This is a genomic window from Acinetobacter sp. YH12058 (genome assembly GCF_013419805.1).
Lineage (GTDB): Bacteria > Pseudomonadota > Gammaproteobacteria > Pseudomonadales > Moraxellaceae > Acinetobacter > Acinetobacter towneri.
Genome location: NZ_VOZL01000020.1, coordinates 25,203 through 43,709, shown reverse-complemented (window position 1 = coordinate 43,709; position 18,507 = coordinate 25,203). Strand labels below are relative to the sequence as shown.

Genomic DNA, 18,507 nt, shown 5'->3' with positions numbered 1-18,507 from the left:
AGCAAGAGTGAACCACCTGATCCCTTCCCGAACTCAGAAGTGAAACCTCTTCGCGCTGATGGTAGTGTGGGGTTACCCATGTGAGAGTAAGTCATCGCCAGCTCATTATTCTAAACACCCTCAACTAATGTTGGGGGTGTTTTTTTATGCAAGAGAGAAAATAAAGTTAGAAAAACAATAATAAATTGAATAGAACTTCTGATTAAAATCTTTATGTCTTTTGATAAATCTGTGCTATACCTAATAAAACGGCATAGAAATTGCTTATCAAAAACTTATATATTAAGTTGTTGAAAAACATAAATTTAAAAGAGTGGGTGAAAATGAAGTTATCGGTTGGATTAAAAGTTGCAAACTCCTTGTCACTGACACCGCAGTTACAACAAGCCATTCGTTTGCTTCAACTTTCGAGCTTGGAACTTGAACAAGAAGTTCAAATTCAGTTGGACAGTAATCCCTTATTAGAAAAAGTCGAAGAACAAAGTAGTGTCGAAAGTTTATCCACCTTAGAAGAGCAAGAGCATGATCAAAAGGATTTGACTAAAGAATTAAATGCAGATCATCTACCGAATGACTTGCCTGTCGATACAGACTGGGATGATGTGTACACTCATTTACCCACGAGTTTGGGAGCAGCGGAATATGAAGAGCGCGAGGATAATCGTCAGGGACATTTAGGTTTAAAAGAGCACATGATGCAACAAATCAATCTGTTGCATTTTTCTCAAGTCGAGCAGCTCATTGCCTACTGTATTGTCGATGCTTTGGATGACAATGGTTTCTTGGATTGTGAAATATCTGAAATCACTACATCTGTGCAACATTTATTGATCTCCATGGAATACGAAGATGAAGTTGAAGACGATGAAGTTTTGGTCGTTTTGAAACATATTCAGCGTTTAGAGCCGATTGGTATTGGTTCGCGTAATTTGGCGGAATGTTTATCTATTCAGCTTGAAAGTTTGGCTACAGATGTGCCTTATCGGCAGGAAGCACTGCAACTCTTGCAGCATTATGAGTTATTAATTTCGAATGATTTAGCCAAGTTAATTAAGCAAACGGGTTTAAGCGCAGATCAGCTACAGCATGCAGTGGCTTTATTAAAAACCTTGAAAGCGCATCCTGGTACAGCATTTGAAGATCAGGAGTCAGATTATCAAATTCCAGATGTAGTGGTCAGTAAAAAGCAGGACCATTGGCAGGTGCAGCTGAATCCTGATGTTGTGCCTAAGCTTAGAATTAATTCGTTTTATGCCAATATGATTAAACGCGCAGATCAAAGTGAAGATAATCAATATTTGCGTAATCAAATGCTAGATGCGAAAAACTTTATTAAAAGTGTTGATGAACGTCATAAAACCTTATTAAAGGTAGCGACTTGTATTGTGCAGCATCAACGTGAATTTTTAGAAATTGGTGCTGAAGGAATGAAACCGTTGATTTTGCGTGATGTAGCTGATGAGGTGGAGTTGCATGAATCTACAGTTTCACGGGTGACCACCAATAAATATATGTTAACTCCACGTGGTTTATTTGAATTGAAATATTTCTTTTCAAGTCATGTTGGAACCTGTTCAGGTGGAGAAGCATCCTCAACTGCGATTCGCGCGAAGATTAAAAAGTTAATTGCAGATGAAAATCCACGTAAACCTTTGTCAGACAACACAATTGCAAACCTTCTTAAGGAAGAAGGAATTGATGTGGCACGTAGAACGGTTGCGAAATATCGTGAGTCATTAAATATTCCGTCATCTTCTGAACGAAAAGTCTTGATCTAGTTTTTAAAATCGGTCTATTCTAAGGATTCATTATGACCAAATAATGAATTTTTTTTGAAGGAATAGTTAGACATGATTTAAAGTGACCGCTGCAGTGATCTGTTATTTGGCAATCAATCATGTGAACTATGCCTTCCTAATCCTAATGAAGGTGAGGGATAGAATTATGCAAATAACAATTCGTGGACATCACTTAGCTATCACCCCTGCAATTGAAGAAAATATTCGACTTAAGTTTGCACAAATGACCAAACATCTGGATCAGGTCAATAGTATGCAGGTGAAATTAAGTAAAGATCATCAAATCGATAAACATTCTAAAAAAGGCAGTGCCAATCATATTGCTGAAGCGATTATTCGCTTGCCCGGCACCGAGCTGTTTGCGCAAGCTTGTGCGGATGATATGTATACTTCTATTAAGATGATGACTGAAAAATTAAAACGCCAATTAGAGAAGCATCGGAAGATGCAGTTGGATTATCAGCCTTTAGCGATTTAGCCTTAAGGTGGTTTTAAAAGAGGTTTTGGATAAACCTCTTTTTTTATTGCGATAATGTATAGGATTAATGAATTATTTTTTCTATTTATAGTAAAATGACAGGTTTTTACACCGTTGGTCCTATAAGAGGTCTTTGTGATGAATAGTGAACAGCTCACTGAAATTTTAAAAGCTGCTTTTCCAGAGGCTGAAGTTGCTGTAAGTGGGCAAGGCGGCAAGTTTGATCTTCGTATTGTAGATAATCAGTTTGAAGGTAAGCGTCCTGTTGCTCGTCAACAAGCAGTGTATGCACCATTGAATAGCTATATTGCCAGCGGTGAAGTTCATGCGGTTACAATTCGTGCAATGACACAAGAAGAATGGCGTAAAGCAAGCTTATTTGGAGCTTAATAATTTAATGGATAAATTTTTAATTCAGGGCGGTAATAAGCTCGAAGGTGAAGTGCGTATTTCTGGTGCAAAAAATGCAGCCTTGCCACTTCTTGCTGCAATGATTCTTGCAGAAACGCCAATTACATTGAAAAATGTTCCAAATTTAAAAGATGTAAATACCTTGGTGAAGTTGATCGCAGGCTTGGGCATTAAAATGTCTTATGAAGGCGATACAGTCATTGCAGATACATCAACGTTGGACAACCAATTTGCACCTTATGAATTGGTAAAAACCATGCGTGCTTCTATTTTGGTGCTTGGCCCATTGGTCGCGCGCTATGGTAGTGCAAAAGTATCTTTGCCAGGTGGTTGTGCAATTGGTTCACGTCCTGTCGATCAGCATCTTAAAGCACTTGAAGCTTTAGGCGCAGAAATTGAAGTTGAAAATGGCTATGTGAATGCCAAAGTTAATGGTCGCCTTAAAGGTGGCGAAGTGGTCTTTGATATGGTCACTGTTGGCGGAACAGAAAACATTCTCATGGCTGCGGTATTGGCAGATGGTGTTACCACTATTCGTAATGCTGCACGTGAACCTGAAATTACCGACCTTGCGCAAATGCTCATCAAAATGGGCGCTAAAATTGAAGGTTTAGACACCGATACTTTAGTGGTTACAGGTGTTGAACACTTGCATGGTTGTGAGTATTCAGTAGTTGCTGACCGTATCGAAACAGGTTCTTATTTGGCTGCAGCTGCAATTACGGGCGGTAAAATCAGAACCACACATACCGATCCTGCCTTGCTAGAATCTGTGTTAGATAAGTTTGAAGAAATGGGTGCGGAAGTCACACGTGGCGATGACTGGATTGAACTGGACATGATGGGCAAGCGCCCTAAAGCCGTGAGTTTCAGAACTTTACCACATCCTGAATTTCCAACAGACATGCAAGCACAGTTAATGGCGGTGAATGCGATTGGACGCGGTTTTGCTACCATTTCGGAAACTATTTTTGAAAACCGTTTTATGCATGTCCCTGAGTTGTCACGTATGGGTGCCAATATTCAGGTAGAAGGCAATGATGCGGTGGTGACAGGAGTAGAAAAACTTTCTGCTGCACCTGTTATGGCAACCGATTTACGTGCCTCATTCTCGTTGGTGTTAGCAGCATTGGCGGCAGAAGGCGAAACATTGATTGACCGTATTTATCATATTGATCGCGGTTATGAAAATGTAGAACAAAAGTTACAAGGTTTAGGCGCCCAAATTAAGCGAGTAAATTGATGAATGACATGAGAAACGATGATCCAAATTTTGACGTCATGGGCAATTTTGATCATGGTTTAACTTTGGCATTAAGTAAGGGGCGAATTTTAAAAGAAACTTTGCCTTTATTGGAAACTGCGGGAATTAATTTACTGGAAGATCCAGATAAATCACGTAAGTTGATTTTTCCAACCACACATAAACAAGTGCGTATTTTAATTTTACGTGCTTCTGATGTACCAACTTATGTTGAAAATGGTGCAGCAGATATTGGGGTTGCGGGTAAAGACGTGCTGATGGAGCATGGCGCTCAAAATGTATATGAGCCGCTGGATCTGAAAATTGCCAATTGTAAATTGATGACTGCGGGCAAAGTTGGTATGCAGCGTCCCAAAGGTCGTTTAAAAATTGCCACTAAATATGTGAATTTGACCCGTCAATACTATGCCAGCTTAGGCGAGCAGGTTGATGTCATTAAACTCTATGGCTCAATGGAATTAGCACCATTGGTCGGTTTGGGTGATTACATAGTCGATGTGGTTGATACAGGTAATACTTTACGTGCCAACGGTTTAGAGCCGCTAGAAGAAATCTGTAAAGTATCTTCACGTTTAATTGTCAATAAAGCCAGTTTTAAGCGCAAGCAAGATTTGCTCAATCCAATTTTGGCACAACTTGAAAAAGCAGTGGTAGAACGCGAGTTGGCAAAACAATCTGCTTAACTTTGCATCCATCATCCTGCTTTCTCAAAAAACCGTCATTTAATGACGGTTTTTTTATGTCCACCCATGATTCTGTTCTTGAATGATTTTGAACGTGAATTTCCATCAAAACATACTGCTTTCGCCATGTATAGATTCCCACAAAGCCCTAGAAACAAGGTAAACTAAACTTTTCTATCAAACCTTGTGGGTAAATTGATGCGACGTTTATCGACTCAAGATCAAAGCTTTAAACAAGCCTTTGCAGACTTGTTGGCTTTTGAAACTGTCAGTGATCCTGAACTTTTAAAAACTGTAGATCAAATTATTGCTGATGTGCGTCAGCACGGTGATGCTCAGGTTCTTAAACTCACTCAACAGTTCGATCGACATCCAGCGCATCAATTTTCAGAACTTGAGTTAAGTCAGGAACAACTGAAAGCCGCATTTGATGCTTTAGATAACGAAGTTCGTGAAGCTTTGGAATTGGCTGCTGTACGTATTCGTGAATTTCACCAAGCGCAAAAGCAGGATGGCTGGACTTATGTTGATGCTTTGGGCAACACGCTTGGGCAAAAAGTTACGCCATTAGACCGTGTTGGTATTTATGTACCAGGTGGTTTGGCATCTTATCCATCTTCTGTGCTCATGAATGCTGTGCCTGCGCATGTTGCTGGTGTACCTGAAATTATTATGGTGGTACCTGCACCGAATGGTGAACTCAATCCATTGGTTTTGGCGGCTGCATATTTAGCAGGGGTGACTCGTGTATTTACCATTGGCGGAGCGCAAGCTGTTGCTGCATTGGCTTATGGTACAGAAACCATCCCATCGGTAGATAAAATTACGGGGCCGGGTAATCGCTTTGTGGCAGCTGCAAAACGTGCTGTGTTTGGTCAGGTTGGCATTGATATGATTGCAGGGCCATCCGAAATTTTGGTTTATGCCGAAGGTGAAAATAATCCTGAATGGTTGGCGATGGATTTACTTTCCCAAGCCGAGCACGACACGGTTGCACAATCTATCTTTATTACACCAGATGCGCAATTGCTGAATCAGGTTGAACAAGCGATTGAACAGCACTTGGCGAATTTGCCTAAAGCTGAAATTGCCCGCACTTCTATTGCAAATCGTGGTGCATTGATCTTAGTCAAAGATCGTCAAGAGGCGATTGAATTGATCAACCAAGTTGCGCCCGAACACTTGGAGTTGTGTATGGATGATCCACAAGTGATGGCAGAAGAAATTCGTCATGCGGGTGCGATCTTTATGGGGCGCTATACACCAGAAGCTATTGGTGATTATTGTGCAGGGCCAAACCACGTATTACCAACGTCGGGTACAGCACGTTTTTCATCGCCATTGGGTGTTTACGATTTCCAAAAACGCTCAAGTCTGATTATGTGTTCAGCTGAGGGCGTGAAAAGTTTGGCGAAAACCGCTGATATTTTAGCGAAGCAGGAAAATCTGGATGCGCATGCACGATCAGCACGTTATCGTTATCAATCATAAATAGCATTACAACCTCTCCCTGACCCTCTCCTAATAAAGAGAGGGGAATTTAAACCACACAAATTTTGTGTCTTTAGTAATGAAAATTCCTCTCCCTTTGGGAGAGGTTAGGAGAGGGTTTAAAGAGAATACAAAATGAATATCACAGCAGAACAAATGCGTTTTTGGAGCCCTGAAGTACGTGAGCTAGAGCCTTATGTACCGGGTGAGCAGCCAAAAATTCAAAATTTATTAAAATTGAATACCAATGAAAACCCGTATCCACCTTCGCCTAAAGTGGTGGAAGCGGTGCAAAAGGTTTTAGAAAACTCGGCAGATGCACTGCGTTTATATCCAGATCCAGATGCGTCTGAGCTTAAGCAAGCCATTGCGAAACAGCAAAATGTAGCTGTTGGAAATGTCTTTGTTGGCAATGGTTCAGATGAAGTCCTTGCACATATTTTTAAGGCTTTTTTTGTTCAGGAACAGCCGTTACTGTATCCGGATATCACCTATAGTTTTTACCCTGTATATAGTCAATTTTTTGGGGTAAAAACTAAAATTTTGCCTTTAAATGATGATTTTGAAATTGTGGTTGATGATTATAAGCAAGCCAATGGCGGCATCATCATCGCCAATCCGAATGCACCGACCAGTATTGCTTTGGGTTTAAGTGCGATTGAAGAAATTTTACAGGCCAATCCAAATTCAGTGGTAGTGATTGATGAGGCTTATGTCGATTTTGGTGCAGAGTCTGCAGTAAAATTGGTAGAAAAGTACGATAATCTTGTGGTGTGTCAAACCACATCTAAATCACGTTCTTTGGCAGGTTTACGTGTTGGTTTTGCGATTGCGCAACCGCATTTAATTGCCGCACTGGAAGCCGTGAAAAATAGTTTTAACTCCTATCCAATGGATCGTTTTGCGATTGCAGCAGCGGTGGCATCTTTTCAAGATCAGGCGTATTTTGAAGCACAATGCCAAAAAGTTATTGCAAGCCGTGAGAAATTGGTGACGGATTTAACGAGCTTGGGCTTTAAGATATTGCCATCACACGCCAACTTTATTTTTGCATCACATCCTCAACAGGATGCGGGTGAATTAGCTGCAGCATTACGTGAACGCGGTATTATTGTGCGTTATTTTAATAAACCACGCATCAATCAATATTTGCGCATTACTATTGGTACAGATGATCAAAATCAACGCTTAGTAGATACTTTAAAATACGATATTTTGGCTTAATTGTAAAATATCGTAGAGGCGAGTGAAGCATTGAATTCACTCGCTTTTTTTGTTTTTGCGACATGCTATTGCGCAGGTTTGTACCAGCGGTTCAATAAGTCCAACATCGCTGAAACCTTGTCAAAACATTCTTGATATTCTGCTTCACAAACAGATGCAATCGTGACGCCACCACCAGCCCATAATGAAACATCTTGCTGATATTTCTGAATAGAACGGATCAGGATATTCCAAGAACCCGTTCCATCGGCATCAAAATAACCCATAGAGCCGCAATAGGCGCCACGTGCTGCACCTTCGAGTTCATCTATAATTTGCATGGCACGAATTTTCGGTGCGCCTGTAATTGACCCACCTGGCAAGGCAGACATCAACACATCAAAAGGATTCATCTCGGCTTTTAGTGTTGCGGTCACTTCACTGACCATGTGATGCACTTGGTTAAAAGACTCAATATTGAATAACTTTGGCGTTTTGACGCTGCCAGTTTCGGCATAAACACTTAAATCATTACGTAATAAATCCACAATCATCACATTTTCAGCCTGATCTTTTTTAGATTCACTTAATTGTTGTTTCGATTGTCGGTCTAATTCAGGATCGCCATAACGTGGCATCGTGCCCTTAATGGGTTTTGTGGTAATTTTTCGATTTTCCTCAAAATCGATAAAGAGTTCGGGCGAACAACTTAAAATTTCAAAATCACCAATACGTAAATAACCTGCATAAGGTGCATTGGTCAGTTGCCAAAACTGAGCTGCAGTCTCTAAAAGTTGACCTTGAGCCTCAGCGCTAAACTCTTGCGTAAGATTAATTTGATAACAATCTCCTGCCACTATATAGTCTTGAACATGTTGAAAGGCGCGTTGGTAATCTGTGAAATTCCAGCGGGCTTGACACTTTTGGCTTAATTGGAACTGTTCAATTATGGTTGATTGAGTATATAAATTTAAAATAAAATCAAAGATTTGAGTAGCAGCATCGTCTGAACTATAAAAATACCAGCCATCAGTTTCTTGCTGTAAATAGCTTTTAAATTGACCTAAAAAAATACTTGGCTGGGGACGAGACTGCATATTGATGTGTTGCTGTGCTGCTGCATCATACGAAACAAACCCCATTACACTGCAAAATGGGGAGGTGTCAGCATCTTCTAAAGCACCGAGATGAGCTGTTAAATCTAATTGAGTTGGACTTAATTCATATTGATCCAATGCCGTTTTTTGAAAGTAAAAATGTTGATGGTTTTGCTGCACACAATAGCGTTCAGCCAAAAAAGCAATACGTGCCTTTCCATTATTTTGCAAATAAATACAATGTGAAAGTGCTGCCAAAGCTTGCAAAATTCTTGCAGCCTTATATTCAGGTTCACAGAATAATTTTTTAAAATGAGTAGGATAGGACATAAAGCGTAAACAGCTGAGAGATTTTAAAAGGCTATTTTACATGATTGCAGCAGATAAAAAGCAAATAACCGTTTGTCGGTAAGATGTGGATTGCGACCAACAGCAGTTGAACAAAAAATAACTCAGATATACCTTTGTATGTGCAAACCGGCTACTCAAGGAATGTGTGTCAGTGTTGTCCTCATCAAATAAAAACACAATCACTGGCACTGAGTGGTAAAACCAAAAAAATAATACTCTCGGGAGAGTAACAAGATGAAAAAATTTACTAAACTTGCTTTGGTATCATCAATCGCGTTAACGACAAATGCAATGGCAATGCAGGCAATGGACGATACTGCATTAAGCGCAACTACTGGTCAAGATGGTTTAAGCATCGGGATTGGTATTTCTAAAATCGAAATCGAAAAACTTTTAATCCATGATAATGATGGTTTACGTGTTGATGCTACCACTCCAGGTAAAGCTGGTGCGATTGTAATTAAAGGCAATGGTATTGCTGGAAATGCAAACGAAAAGCATGGTATTGTGATTGGTGCGAACTATGATAATAAAGGTGCTTACTTATTAACTTCGCGTAATTTAGCAGACTTGGTCATTGATACAGATGCAGGTTCTACTGCTGCAGGTGGAGCATTTATTAATGTTGCAGCTCAAGTATCTGGCTTAGATATCAAGATTGGTGAAATTGGTGTATCTGCATCAAATGCTGAAAATACAAGTACAACCTCTATCCGCCGTGGTAATGATGAGAAAAACTATAATGCAATTTTATCTGGTTTAACTTTAAAAACAGGTAAAATGGATGCCAACATCCAATTAGGCGCAGCGCCACAAGGGGCAATGATTAAATTAGATACCACAATGGTGGGTGGTTTAGAGATCAAAGACCTAGGTATTTTAGATAACTCTACTAAAGTAGGTGCTGGAGATGGTACTGTAGGTAATCGTGCAGCAGGCCAAATCTATGTAGATAGCATTAAACTTACTGATGCAAACTCTACGGACTTAACCTTAAAACAAAACATTAGTGTGATTGGTAAGGAAGGTACTAACAATGGTTATATCCGTATTGTGAGTACTGGTGGTGCTAAAGATAACTATGTAGCAGGTATCCATTTAGGCAGTAAGGGTGCTGCTTCTATTGGTGATATGGAAGTTCAAGGTTTACAAACTTACTTTAGTCCAGATGCTGGTGTATATACCAAAGGTGCTATTATCACTATTTCTGGTCACTAATTTAAAAACTGAAAAAGCGCGTGAATTCACGCGCTTTTTTTTACAAATAAACTGATGAGTTCGCAAAAAAATAAAGAAAGCTCTTTTTTTTTTCTATAAAACGAGTATCTTTCTAAATACAAGGAAGTAGAGTGAAAACTCTAAAATAAAAATATTAGGCAGGTATTGCCGAGAACTAAAAAGTAAAAATATATGTTAGAGATCGCTTTGGGCTCGGCATTGATCTATTACGCTGCCACACAAGCCTTTGATTTAAAAGAACAGCATCCTGAAACTGTGCGTTACACAGAAACTTTGGATTCTAGAAATAATTCCTTTACCCGTATGCACAGAGAGCCTGTGCAAATTAAACCTGCTTTAGAAGATCAATTTCGTGGAATTGTGCGCCAAGCCTATGACTATAGTTGTGGTTCAGCGGCTTTAACAACCTTGCTGAATGGTTATGTAGGAACACAATTAAACGAGCAACAAACCATGAGTGGTTTGCTGCGTTATGGAGAATACGAACGAATTATTGAACGTCGTAGTTTTTCACTATTGGATATGAAGCGCTTTGTCGCAGCTTTGGGCATGGAAAGTGGTGGATATCGCGGGGAATTTTCGGATTTAGTTAAACAAGGACAGCCTGCGATTGTGCCGATTTCCTATGCAGGTTTTAAACATTTTGTGGTGTATAAGGCATATAAAAATGGACGTGTCTATGTGGCAGACCCTGCATTAGGCAATATCAGTTTCGATGAAGAACGCTTTAAAGAAGTTTGGGAAAATAACACTTTATTTCTAATTAATGTCGCACCGCAACATCGTCAAACTATGTTGGCATTACAAGAAACAGATTTACGTCATGTGGAAGATGCAACAGTGAATCGTTATGCCTTTGTTGATATTCAATATCCACAATTTGCGATGGAAAAAATAGCCGATAAAGCATCAACGATACGTCTGGAACGTAATGTAAATAAAGATTCTGAAAATTACGGACAGTACGAGCATCGTTTTTTAAGACTCTACTACAAAAACAAATAATACATTGTTCACAACATACAAAAATAAAAAATGGAAGGGGTAAATCATGGAACGTAAATGGATGAATAAAACCTTATTGGCGCTTAGTATCCAAATGGTAATTGGGGTAGCGTATGCTGCAGAAGAGCCGCAATTAGGGGAATATGAAACCACAACTGAACAGGCAGAAGTATCAGATACAGCAGCATCAACTGCAGATACAAGTGCTGAAACAAATAGTGCGGTTGTCGCTGCAAATGGTGCACAAGCAGCATCATCTGCTTTGCAACAGCAAGAGGGCGACGCAACCAAAGAGGCGAATTTAGAGGAAGTGTTTACCTCGAATGAGCGTCAATATTCCCTTATGAGACAAGGTGAAATTTCATCTTATTATGATATTGATTATACCTATCATCGTGATACGCAGCTCGACCTTGAAATGGCTCAAGGTCAGTTGTATCAGCTTCGTGTGCAAGAAAATGCGTCCCACGCATTAACTAACACCTTCACCGCACAATATGGTTTGCGTGACAATTTAACTTTATCTGCTTCTGTACCATTGGTTGCAAAGTCAGACTTGTTAAAAGATGCCACGGCAGCAGGCTTGGGGGATATTTCTTTAGGTGCACGTTGGGAGCCATTCCCATTAAAAGCGGGGCGTTTACCTTTAATTTTATTCGCAAATTTATCGACCAAAACGGGGGATAGTCCTTACGAGATTAATCCTGTTAAAGATTTATCAACAGGTAAGGGTTACTACTCTGCAGGCATCGGTGCAAGTACGCGTAAGTATATTGACCCAGTTGTATTGTTTGCTTCTGCTTCAGCCAACTATGGTTTTAAAGAAAGCGGTCTCAATCAAATTCGCGGTAGACGTATAATTGAAGAATTTGAGCCAGGGATTAGTGGTGGTTTTGCTTTTGGTTTTGCATATTCGTTTAACTACGATGTGTCGATGACCATGTCTTATCAGCAGAGCTTCAATACTGGTTCTGAGTTTTTTTATGAAGGAGGTGAAAGCTATTCGCCTGCAGACCAAACCAGTGCGACTTTAGCTATTTCATTAGGCGTGCGCGTTTCGCCTGAAACCATTGTGAATGGTACGGTAGGAATCGGTCTGACCGAAGACGCGCCAGACGTATCACTTGGTTTGTCATTCCCACTGGATATTCTCGGTTTCGGTAAAAAAATTCGCTAAGAGGCTAGTCGCATGAAAATGATACGACTTCGCCCGTTAGTGACTGCAATTATACTGTCGGGCTGTTCAGGGGCTGCTTTTGCGCAGCTTGGACAAAACTTATCTGTCGATATTCGTTCTTTGACTATGGGGAATGCGGTCACTGCAGATCCTCCTGGTATTAGTGCGATTCACTTTAACCCTGCTGCACTGACCAAAATTGAAGGTTTGCAAACAGATGTGCAAGGGGTATTGGCACATTTTGATGTACAGCGTGAGCTTTCTGTTCCAGCAGGTTATGACGTATTTGGTTATTCTGATGACCCTGTGGTGTGTAACGATGGGCCAGAAATTTTGGCCGATTTTTGTACCGATTTTAAAGGTACAGTACAAGCCGATGTCGAATATCCAACGTTGTATGTCCCGATTCTGAAAAAATTTGTCGATTTAGGTAAGGGTATGCCACTGGCAGCGCCAACCAACGGTATTGCCTATAATCCACCTGGTTCCAAAGTAACCTTTGCCACCGCATTATATGCACCGCTGATTGCAGGCTTTGGTGCCGAAAATGGTAACCCTGGTAACTTTATGGGACAACAGGTTGCCTTAGAACGTATCACCTATCTTTCTCCATCTATTGCCTATCAAGTCAATGATGAATTGTCAGTCGGTGCGTCAATTGGGATGTCTTACCAAGCTATCGCCATGAATACCGATTTGCGCTTCCCGAATGAACTAATCGGGATGTTGCGTATGGTGGATGAGGTCGTCTGTACGCCATTTAAAGAAAATTCAGACATCATTACCGATATTTTGTTGCTCGGGATTTGTAATGCCGAAGAAGGTATGAATCCATTTTCGCGTTTTGGGCAAATGCAATTGGCGGTTGAGCAAAGTTTAAGCCCGAGTTATAACTTGGGTATTTTGTGGGAACCGACAGAAGATTTTAGCTTTGGTATGGTGTATCAGAGTGCAGCTAAAATGCGCTTGAAGGGCAAATATCATATTGATAACTCGAAAGCACCGCGTGAGTTAATTAATGGTTTGATGTCTTCACCAACAGGGCAGATTTTAGCGGCAATTTTAGGTTTCCCAAGTTATATTCCAGCCAGTGAGTCTGGTTTGGTTTCTATGGATTTTGAATATCCTGCGCACTTTCAAGCGGGGATGAAATATAAAGTCATGCCTGATTTACAAGTCAATTTTGATGTGGGCTGGACTGACTATAAAGCATGGGATAAATTCAAATTCGAGTTTGACCGTCAAATCTCAGCATTAAAAATTGCAAAATTGCTTTCGGAGCATGTGTCTGATGACAGTTTAGCTTTGCCATTAGAGTTTAAGTCACCGTGGAACTGGGGTGTTGGCATCGAATATTCAGCCACAGACCGTTTAAAACTGCGTGCGGGTTATGAACCACGTGGTAGTGCGATTCCTGACAATAAACGTAACACCATGGTACCAATTAATAATGCACGTTTATTCGGTCTGGGTGTGGGATATCGTTTTGATGCAGATACAGACCTTGATTTATCCATCGGCTTTTTACAAAGTAAGGATAAAATTCCAGCCAATACCAGTAGCTTAGCCAATAAGGAAGGTGTGAATAACCTGCTGTTAAACCCTTATGCGGGTTTGAATGTGAAAACGGATACAAAAATTACAATTCTTGGATTGAGTTATAGAACACGATGGTAAGTTCAGTACGGAAAATAAAACGGACTTTATTTTCAAAGTCGATACTCACACTGATTTTCAGTATGGGATCGGTGTGTTACGCGAATCAGTTTTACACCATTATTGGACCAGATGGTCGTCCAATTGTGGTGCAGCGTAATGCTGCAGAAAAAAAGCAAACGATACAGGCGTTGGAAACCGCACAAAAACAAAAGAAAGAGCAGCAAAAACCAGCTCAAACCGCTGTTCAAGCTGTTCCTGCACAACAAGTGATACCAGCCACCTCACTACAACTTAAAAGTGCATCGGAAAATGCTGCTCAAAAGACTCTCAAAGAGCAAATACAAGAAACTGCACCAAGCTCTAAAGTTGTTGTTCAGCAAGCAAGAACGATGCAACAGCAGCAAAAAGTACTCGTAACTCAAGATGTTGAGCAATCCAAGCCATCTTTAATTGCAGAGAAAACTGACATAGCCTCAAGCACACAGAAGCTTGTAAAAGCATCTAGCGTAGATGTTGAGAAAACCAAGCCAAAAATATCGAGTGTAATCGGCTTGGAAGAAAATTCTGCATCACCTCTTTCTCAGTCTGCAATTGTGGTTGAGGCGAAAGCTGAAACTGACGCGACATCATCAGGTTTTATGGAGATGGCGGGTGAACAGTATGTTAAAAGTGAGTATTTGGAAGATCAGGAGTTTAATTTAGAAGGAAAAAAACGCTTTTACAGTATGCCAGAAGGCATGATTGACACAAAAAACGGCGGCGGTACTCGCATGCAAGTGGTCGAACGTGAACGTGGTGTAAGCCGTTCCGTTCTCAATAAATTATTTAAAAAGCAATCGGTTGCTGAGCCTCACGCTATTGTTTTGGCTGCAGACTATTATCGTGTTAATCAAGCTGAAGCAATTGAGGGTTTGGGGCAGCAATGTTTTGCTGAAAGCAAAAAAAATAAAGCTAAAACCTTAAAAGCACAACAAGATTTAAATTTGTGGCCTAGAGCTCCCTTAACCGAAAAATTTGATTATGAATTGGTGAAGTTAGAAGGCAATATTCAAAATATTCAAATCAACTCTTATGCCATGAAGCAAAATCAACCGACCTTTTATTGGCCGTTTGTGGTTTTTCTGGATCAAAAAGGCTGTGTGATTGAAGGTGCAGGTGGTTTTAGAAATCAGGATACTGCAGGCAATGTCTTACGACACGAGGTAATAGAAGGTATGCTGCAACTTCCAAAAAATAGCCACTATGTATTATTAACGCCATTGGCTTCTGCAGTGGATATGGAACATCGCGCGCTCAGTAACCAAGGGCAATTAAAACTCATTGCGATACGCTAACAACAATAAGAGAATTCAGGATGAAAACAAGACATATTTTACCTTTTGCAACGACAGCATTGATGGCGGCATTGAGTGGTTGTGGTGGAGAAAGTGCCAATATTAATCCAGAGCCTAATGCTGTGGCGTATATCAATGGAAGTTGTGCCAGTACAGCAAAAAACTGCGTGGAATTTGCATTGGATTATCCTGTGGATGGTTTGAATTTTACCTGTAGCAGTGATACCAGTAAAACCTACATCACCATGATTGAGCCGAAAAGTAATGCGGCAACAGGTAAATGTAGTGAAGGAGATAAAGTCCACTTCTTTATTCAGGAAAAGACCAATCAATATATTGATTTAGGCACAGTATCATTGTCTGATATTGGAATGGTCAGTACTGCAGGCGCGGGTTATCCACGTTTAAGTGTGTTAGATATGGCACGTGGATTAACAGGACGCCAAGCAACGAGTTTAAGTAGTAGTGACGAAACTATACAGGTCGCGACTGCAATTGTACGTGTTTTACAGGCTTTATCTCTTGAAAATAAAAATTTTGTCGCAGGCGATATTCAGCCTTTAACGATTACGACACTCAAAAAAGAACAATTGGCAAATGTTGCTGAGTCCGTTGAGCTTGGTGACTATCGTTCAGGGGCTTATGCCAGTATTTTACGCCCGTGGGTAGATGTGTCACAGGTATCTCAAGATGATGCTTATCAAGCATTAAACACCTTGGTTTACATGAATAACTCGGCATCTTATCAAGCTAACTATCCGATTTTAGCCAAAGAAGACTCACAATTGCCACAGGGTTTATATGGCTGTAATTTGGCAGACTGTAAATCTACGGTCGCAGATTTGAAACACCTCATTGGGCAGTATCAACTGATCACAGACCGTTCAGGATATACCTTTGGATATGGTATGCAGTGGAAAGGTGCAGTGTCTGCAAACACCACTAACCCAATTTTAACTGTGAGCGGTGAATTGATTCGTAAAGTGCGTCCTGAGCGTATGGTTGCAGCAGCACAAACCACATGGGTCAACCCATTGAATAAACGTATTCAGGGGCCATTCCATTTTAGTGTGAATGACAATACGGCTGATGATTTTAAAATTACCCAAGGTAAGGTGTTTAATGATTATTTAATTGCGGGCACGGAAGGTTTTTATAAATTATTGACCAAATCTACAACAGCGAATCTTGCAGATTATGGTCAATGGCAACAAACTATAGGCACTGATCAGTTCAAAGGTTCTTTTGATGCCTATAAATTCTTTTCTGTGAACTTTTTGGATAATCGCGTTTTTAAAACCCAAAAAAATGTACCTTTAGGCAGTCGCTATATTTTCCCAATTTATGCAACCTTGACCTTTAATTTTGATGGCGGAACGACGACAGATAGCATCAAATTAGGTGTTGTTTTAGATGAAGATGGCAATATTCGTACAGATATAGCACCAAATGCCACAGAAACCGATATGTCTGGTCAGTGTGCAGCAATTCGTCAGTCTGGTGCTGAATATGTTGATACAAATGGTGTGCAGCAATACCGTATAGGTGTGTTAGGTGCAACCGATATCGACAATAAAGCAGTTACTTTGCGTATGATTTTGGCCAATCCAATATTTCATAAACTTGATGGCGCAGTCATTGGTTTGAATACCAAAATTGAAGCGGTTGAAGGTGGAAATGGTCAAGTGGTGGGCGGTGCACGTGCCAATATTGGCAATTTAGTTGCAGCCAACTCTACACGTATTACATTGTCTGATTTCAATGGCTCAACAGTGAAGTGGAGCAATATTTATCATGCGCAACTTGCAACTTACGTGGCTCAAAACCCAGCTTTAGCAACCGATACAGATAAAGCTTTGGTGAAAGCCCAAGGTGGAGCTGTAAGTCTAGATGTTGCCGAATGTTATAACCCAGATAAAGTGCGTATTTAGCATTAATTTCCTATGATATAGAGATGAAAATAGCTCACTACTCAGTGGGCTATTTATTATTCAGATTTTAGCTTGATTCAAATGAACATCATGTGGGGTTTTTAACCCGTATGATCGGTACGTGAACCTAAGGTTTCTAAGTGGGTCGTGAAATGGTTGTTTTTTCGATCTGCAAAGTAGTGTTGTAAAGTACGTTCTACACTTGGGAAAGCCAATTCAGACCACGGAATTTCATCTTCACTAAACAAGCGTGATTCGATGGTTTCTTCACCTGCACCAAATTGACCATTCAACAATTGAGCTTTGAACAGCACATAAATTTGCCCAATCCGTGGAATGTTATACATGCAATAAAGTTGTTCGATTTCAATTTCCGCTTCGGCTTCTTCGCGGGTTTCACGGGCAGAACCTTGCTCCATGGTTTCAAACATTTCCATATAGCCTGCGGGTAAAGTCCACAAACCATAGCGTGGTTCAATTGCACGACGACACAACAATACTTTATTTTCCCAAACGACCAATGCCCCACAAATGACTTTTGGATTGACATAGTGAATATTGCCACATGCGCTACACACTTGACGTAATTGCTGATCGCCAAGCGGAATTTTCGTTGTTGTTTTTTGTCCACAATTTCCACAAAAGTTCATAGTGATCGTCATTGTTGAAGGGAGTTCTCAGAATAACTGAAAATTTCAACTTTGGCATCCTCTCTATCTATTGCCCACCTATTTCAGCTATGATGAAAACTTAGACAAGGAGAATTATAAGGCATGATTGATCATTCGCTCACGCATCTATTACAGCAACGTTTGCGCTTTTCTAAAACGTTCATGGAAGCGCATGCAGCGGTATTGATTGCCATTACCGACGAGTCTGATCCAAAGGTATTGCTAACCCGCCGTTCTACCTTACTCAATAATCACGCGGGTGAGGTGTCTTTCCCTGGTGGCAAACGCGATCCGCAAGATACCAGTAATATTGTGGTGGCATTGCGTGAAGCGCAGGAAGAAACCGCATTAAATCCATTTGAAGTGCAGTTGATTGGTGACTTGCCAATGCAAAAAGCCCGTAATGGAATGTTGGTTAAGCCTGTGGTGGGGCTGATTCCTCCAAAAGTAGAATTAATTCCACAACCTTCAGAAATTGATCGGATCTTTTTTGCCTCTTTACAGCATTTAATGGAAGCGCCACCAACGCCGTATGAAGTGAGCTTTGCACAACAAAAATTATATTTTCCTAGTATGCAGGTTGAAGATGAAGTGGTTTGGGGCTTAACAGCGCGGATGTTGGTGTCTTTATTTGAATATGGTTTGGATTATCGTAAAGAATGGCCGTTTTTGTTAAATTCACCAACATTTAAGAAATAGAAAAATTTTGATGTG

Annotated in this window: 16 protein-coding genes and 1 rRNA gene; 15 read left to right on the top strand and 2 right to left on the bottom strand. The window is 40.4% G+C overall.

Annotation, left to right across the window (positions count from 1 at the left end; genetic code table 11):
• The 8 genes from rrf to hisC form a co-directional block, all read left to right on the top strand.
• Positions 1 to 103 (top strand): 5S ribosomal RNA (gene rrf, locus FTU09_RS11255); the annotation flags it as partial.
• Positions 104 to 323: 220 nt separating this feature from the next.
• A complete protein-coding gene (locus FTU09_RS11250; protein ID WP_131261926.1) occupies positions 324 to 1,778 on the top strand; it encodes an RNA polymerase factor sigma-54 in 1,455 nt (484 codons plus the stop codon).
• Positions 1,779 to 1,944: 166 nt separating this feature from the next.
• Positions 1,945 to 2,277 (top strand): ribosome hibernation-promoting factor, HPF/YfiA family, encoded by a 333-nt coding sequence (gene hpf, locus FTU09_RS11245; protein ID WP_096902101.1) that lies wholly within the window; start codon positions 1,945 to 1,947, stop codon positions 2,275 to 2,277.
• Between the two features lie 138 nt (positions 2,278 to 2,415).
• The gene (gene ibaG, locus FTU09_RS11240; protein WP_004975198.1) at positions 2,416 to 2,667 is read left to right on the top strand and encodes a BolA family iron metabolism protein IbaG; all 252 of its coding nucleotides are present in this window, start codon (positions 2,416 to 2,418) and stop codon (positions 2,665 to 2,667) included.
• 7 nt (positions 2,668 to 2,674) lie between these two features.
• Positions 2,675 to 3,931, top strand: a complete 1,257-nt coding sequence (gene murA, locus FTU09_RS11235) for a UDP-N-acetylglucosamine 1-carboxyvinyltransferase (protein ID WP_004975199.1) — start codon at positions 2,675 to 2,677, stop codon at positions 3,929 to 3,931.
• Positions 3,931 to 4,635: an ATP phosphoribosyltransferase gene (gene hisG, locus FTU09_RS11230; protein ID WP_167846233.1), complete on the top strand. Its 705-nt coding sequence runs from the start codon at positions 3,931 to 3,933 to the stop codon at positions 4,633 to 4,635. The genes murA and hisG overlap by 1 nt, the downstream gene beginning before the upstream one ends.
• Positions 4,636 to 4,821: 186 nt before the next feature.
• Positions 4,822 to 6,126, top strand: a complete 1,305-nt coding sequence (hisD, locus tag FTU09_RS11225) for a histidinol dehydrogenase (RefSeq protein WP_162495523.1) — start codon at positions 4,822 to 4,824, stop codon at positions 6,124 to 6,126.
• A gap of 135 nt (positions 6,127 to 6,261) precedes the next feature.
• Positions 6,262 to 7,350, top strand: a complete 1,089-nt coding sequence (gene hisC / locus FTU09_RS11220) for a histidinol-phosphate transaminase (protein ID WP_004975206.1) — start codon at positions 6,262 to 6,264, stop codon at positions 7,348 to 7,350.
• A gap of 65 nt (positions 7,351 to 7,415) precedes the next feature.
• Here the strand turns inward: hisC and pabB are convergent, their stop codons facing one another.
• Positions 7,416 to 8,756: an aminodeoxychorismate synthase component I gene (pabB, locus tag FTU09_RS11215; RefSeq protein ID WP_180080358.1), complete on the bottom strand. Its 1,341-nt coding sequence runs from the start codon at positions 8,754 to 8,756 to the stop codon at positions 7,416 to 7,418.
• A gap of 255 nt (positions 8,757 to 9,011) precedes the next feature.
• Here pabB and FTU09_RS11210 point away from each other — a divergent pair, with 255 nt between their 5' ends.
• From FTU09_RS11210 to FTU09_RS11185, 6 genes are all read left to right on the top strand, one after another.
• Positions 9,012 to 9,995, top strand: a complete 984-nt coding sequence (locus FTU09_RS11210) for a DUF6160 family protein (RefSeq protein WP_180080355.1) — start codon at positions 9,012 to 9,014, stop codon at positions 9,993 to 9,995.
• 192 nt (positions 9,996 to 10,187) lie between these two features.
• On the top strand, positions 10,188 to 11,021 hold the full coding sequence (locus tag FTU09_RS11205) for a C39 family peptidase (RefSeq protein ID WP_180080353.1): 834 nt from the start codon (positions 10,188 to 10,190) through the stop codon (positions 11,019 to 11,021).
• 46 nt (positions 11,022 to 11,067) lie between these two features.
• The gene (locus FTU09_RS11200; RefSeq protein ID WP_180080350.1) at positions 11,068 to 12,198 is read left to right on the top strand and encodes a hypothetical protein; all 1,131 of its coding nucleotides are present in this window, start codon (positions 11,068 to 11,070) and stop codon (positions 12,196 to 12,198) included.
• Positions 12,199 to 12,210: 12 nt separating this feature from the next.
• Positions 12,211 to 13,875, top strand: coding sequence for an OmpP1/FadL family transporter (locus FTU09_RS11195; protein ID WP_180080348.1), 1,665 nt, complete (start codon positions 12,211 to 12,213; stop codon positions 13,873 to 13,875).
• Complete coding sequence (gene filE, locus FTU09_RS11190) at positions 13,869 to 15,191, top strand: putative pilus assembly protein FilE (protein WP_180080344.1); 1,323 nt, start codon at positions 13,869 to 13,871, stop codon at positions 15,189 to 15,191. The genes FTU09_RS11195 and filE overlap by 7 nt, the downstream gene beginning before the upstream one ends.
• A gap of 20 nt (positions 15,192 to 15,211) precedes the next feature.
• Positions 15,212 to 17,122, top strand: coding sequence for a flagellar protein FilF (locus tag FTU09_RS11185; RefSeq protein ID WP_180080342.1), 1,911 nt, complete (start codon positions 15,212 to 15,214; stop codon positions 17,120 to 17,122).
• A 101-nt stretch (positions 17,123 to 17,223) separates the two neighbouring features.
• Here the strand turns inward: FTU09_RS11185 and FTU09_RS11180 are convergent, their stop codons facing one another.
• Positions 17,224 to 17,772, bottom strand: a complete 549-nt coding sequence (locus tag FTU09_RS11180; protein WP_026438436.1) for an NUDIX hydrolase — start codon at positions 17,770 to 17,772, stop codon at positions 17,224 to 17,226.
• 123 nt (positions 17,773 to 17,895) lie between these two features.
• Here FTU09_RS11180 and FTU09_RS11175 point away from each other — a divergent pair, with 123 nt between their 5' ends.
• Positions 17,896 to 18,492: a CoA pyrophosphatase gene (locus FTU09_RS11175; RefSeq protein WP_004975226.1), complete on the top strand. Its 597-nt coding sequence runs from the start codon at positions 17,896 to 17,898 to the stop codon at positions 18,490 to 18,492.
• Positions 18,493 to 18,507 lie beyond the last annotated feature (15 nt).

Coding starts and splice junctions, on each gene's coding strand:
- FTU09_RS11250 (WP_131261926.1), top strand. CDS start 324: ATGAAGTTATCGGTTGGATTAAAAGTTGCAAACTCCTTGTCACTGACA.
- hpf (WP_096902101.1), top strand. CDS start 1,945: ATGCAAATAACAATTCGTGGACATCACTTAGCTATCACCCCTGCAATT.
- ibaG (WP_004975198.1), top strand. CDS start 2,416: ATGAATAGTGAACAGCTCACTGAAATTTTAAAAGCTGCTTTTCCAGAG.
- murA (WP_004975199.1), top strand. CDS start 2,675: ATGGATAAATTTTTAATTCAGGGCGGTAATAAGCTCGAAGGTGAAGTG.
- hisG (WP_167846233.1), top strand. CDS start 3,931: ATGAATGACATGAGAAACGATGATCCAAATTTTGACGTCATGGGCAAT.
- hisC (WP_004975206.1), top strand. CDS start 6,262: ATGAATATCACAGCAGAACAAATGCGTTTTTGGAGCCCTGAAGTACGT.
- pabB (WP_180080358.1), bottom strand. CDS start 8,756: ATGTCCTATCCTACTCATTTTAAAAAATTATTCTGTGAACCTGAATAT.
- FTU09_RS11210 (WP_180080355.1), top strand. CDS start 9,012: ATGAAAAAATTTACTAAACTTGCTTTGGTATCATCAATCGCGTTAACG.
- FTU09_RS11205 (WP_180080353.1), top strand. CDS start 10,188: ATGTTAGAGATCGCTTTGGGCTCGGCATTGATCTATTACGCTGCCACA.
- FTU09_RS11200 (WP_180080350.1), top strand. CDS start 11,068: ATGGAACGTAAATGGATGAATAAAACCTTATTGGCGCTTAGTATCCAA.
- FTU09_RS11195 (WP_180080348.1), top strand. CDS start 12,211: ATGAAAATGATACGACTTCGCCCGTTAGTGACTGCAATTATACTGTCG.
- filE (WP_180080344.1), top strand. CDS start 13,869: ATGGTAAGTTCAGTACGGAAAATAAAACGGACTTTATTTTCAAAGTCG.
- FTU09_RS11185 (WP_180080342.1), top strand. CDS start 15,212: ATGAAAACAAGACATATTTTACCTTTTGCAACGACAGCATTGATGGCG.
- FTU09_RS11180 (WP_026438436.1), bottom strand. CDS start 17,772: ATGAACTTTTGTGGAAATTGTGGACAAAAAACAACAACGAAAATTCCG.
- FTU09_RS11175 (WP_004975226.1), top strand. CDS start 17,896: ATGATTGATCATTCGCTCACGCATCTATTACAGCAACGTTTGCGCTTT.